The organism is Microbacterium sp. B24 (genome assembly GCF_000333415.1).
Lineage (GTDB): Bacteria > Actinomycetota > Actinomycetes > Actinomycetales > Microbacteriaceae > Microbacterium.
This window is the reverse complement of sequence record NZ_BADB01000423.1, coordinates 1-1,387: the sequence shown is the minus strand read 5'-3', so window position 1 is coordinate 1,387 and position 1,387 is coordinate 1. Positions and strand designations below refer to the sequence as shown.

1 protein-coding gene is annotated in these 1,387 nt (G+C 70.9%); it reads right to left on the bottom strand.

Going from position 1 to position 1,387, the window contains the following annotated elements:
• Positions 1–1,172: serine hydrolase domain-containing protein (locus I5I_RS12520; protein WP_239640114.1), on the bottom strand; the 1,172-nt coding region annotated here is incomplete at its 3' end.
• Positions 1,173–1,387 lie beyond the last annotated feature (215 nt).

Below are 1,387 nucleotides of genomic sequence, written 5' to 3'. Positions count from 1 at the left end.
CAGGGCAGCCCCGCTTGCGGGGCGGTGCGTCCCGCCGCCGCCGGCGCCTTCGACGCGATGGCAGCGAGCTCCCAGGCGAGACTGCGGACGAGGTCGGCCGACGCCCGCGAGTTGTTCAAGGTGACGACGACGCTCATGCCGGTCGTGCGGTCGGCGAACGCCGCCGTCAGCGCGCCGGGGACCGAGCCGTACTGCCCGATGAGGCTGCCGGCTTGGTAGCTCCCCCCGCGCGCCGTGAACCATGACGGACCGTTCGCCACCGCCGGCAGCGGGTTCTCGAAGCGGCCGGGGGCGTCGTAGGGACGCAGCCCCATCGCCAGCGCCTGCACGTATCGGCCCATATCGGCGAGGTCGCTGATGACCCCGGATGCCGTGAAGCCGGCGCTCGAGGACAAGCCGACGATCGGGGTCGGCGCGGTGCACGCGGCGGTGCCGTCGGCCGCCGCGCCCGTCCACAGGCCGTTCAGGTCGGCGGTGCCGTTGTCGGGCAACGACGTGGAAGTCATCCCGTTCGGGCCGAACACGTACTGCTGATAGAGCTGCGCCGCCGTCTTGCTGGTCGCCCGCTCGAGGGCGAACCCGAGCAGCACGTAACCGGTGTCGGAGTCGGCGAACACGGTGCCCGGCTGCACGTTCGATGCCTGGGACATTCCGAAAGCCATCAGCTCCCGCGGAGTCCAGACGCGGGAGGGCGTGGCGCGCATGCGCGCATCGACGGTCGGATCGTACGCGCCGATACCCGATGTCGAATCGCAGAGCTGACCGAGCGTCAGGCCGTCCCGAGCACCCTGATCGCCCAGACCCGTCACATACGTGCCGACGGGGTCGTCCAACGAGACCACGCCGTCGTGGACGAGGCCGTAGAGCACGTCACAGGTCATCGACCGGGTGACGGCACCGGCATGGAAGGTCATGGAGTCGTTCACCGCGGCGCCGCCGGGAGCGACCGTGCCGACGCCCGCGTCCCAGACACCTGCCCACGGAACGCGCACGCCGACGATCGCGCCCGATGCGCCCGATGCGGCCACGGCGCGCTCGACGGCCGTCTGCAGCTGGGCCTGAACATCGCCACCGATGGCGGCATCCACCTGATCGGGCAGCGGCAGCGACACCGTGTCGGTCGACGAGCACGCGGCCAGCGTGATCGCCAACGCGAGCGTGCCGGCTACCACCGCAAGACGCCGCGATCGACGAAAACCCCGCATCCTCACCCCCTGGTCAGTCCTTTCAGCGTAGATCACGATGCGCATACGACCCGCCGCCGTGACGCTCCTGTGACGATTGCGTCGCGGGGCCATTGCCCCGGGAGGTGGGCCGTCGCGGCCCGTGCACCCGCCCCTAAGGTGGGTGCCATGGCGCACACCTTCGACGACGACACTCTGACCGG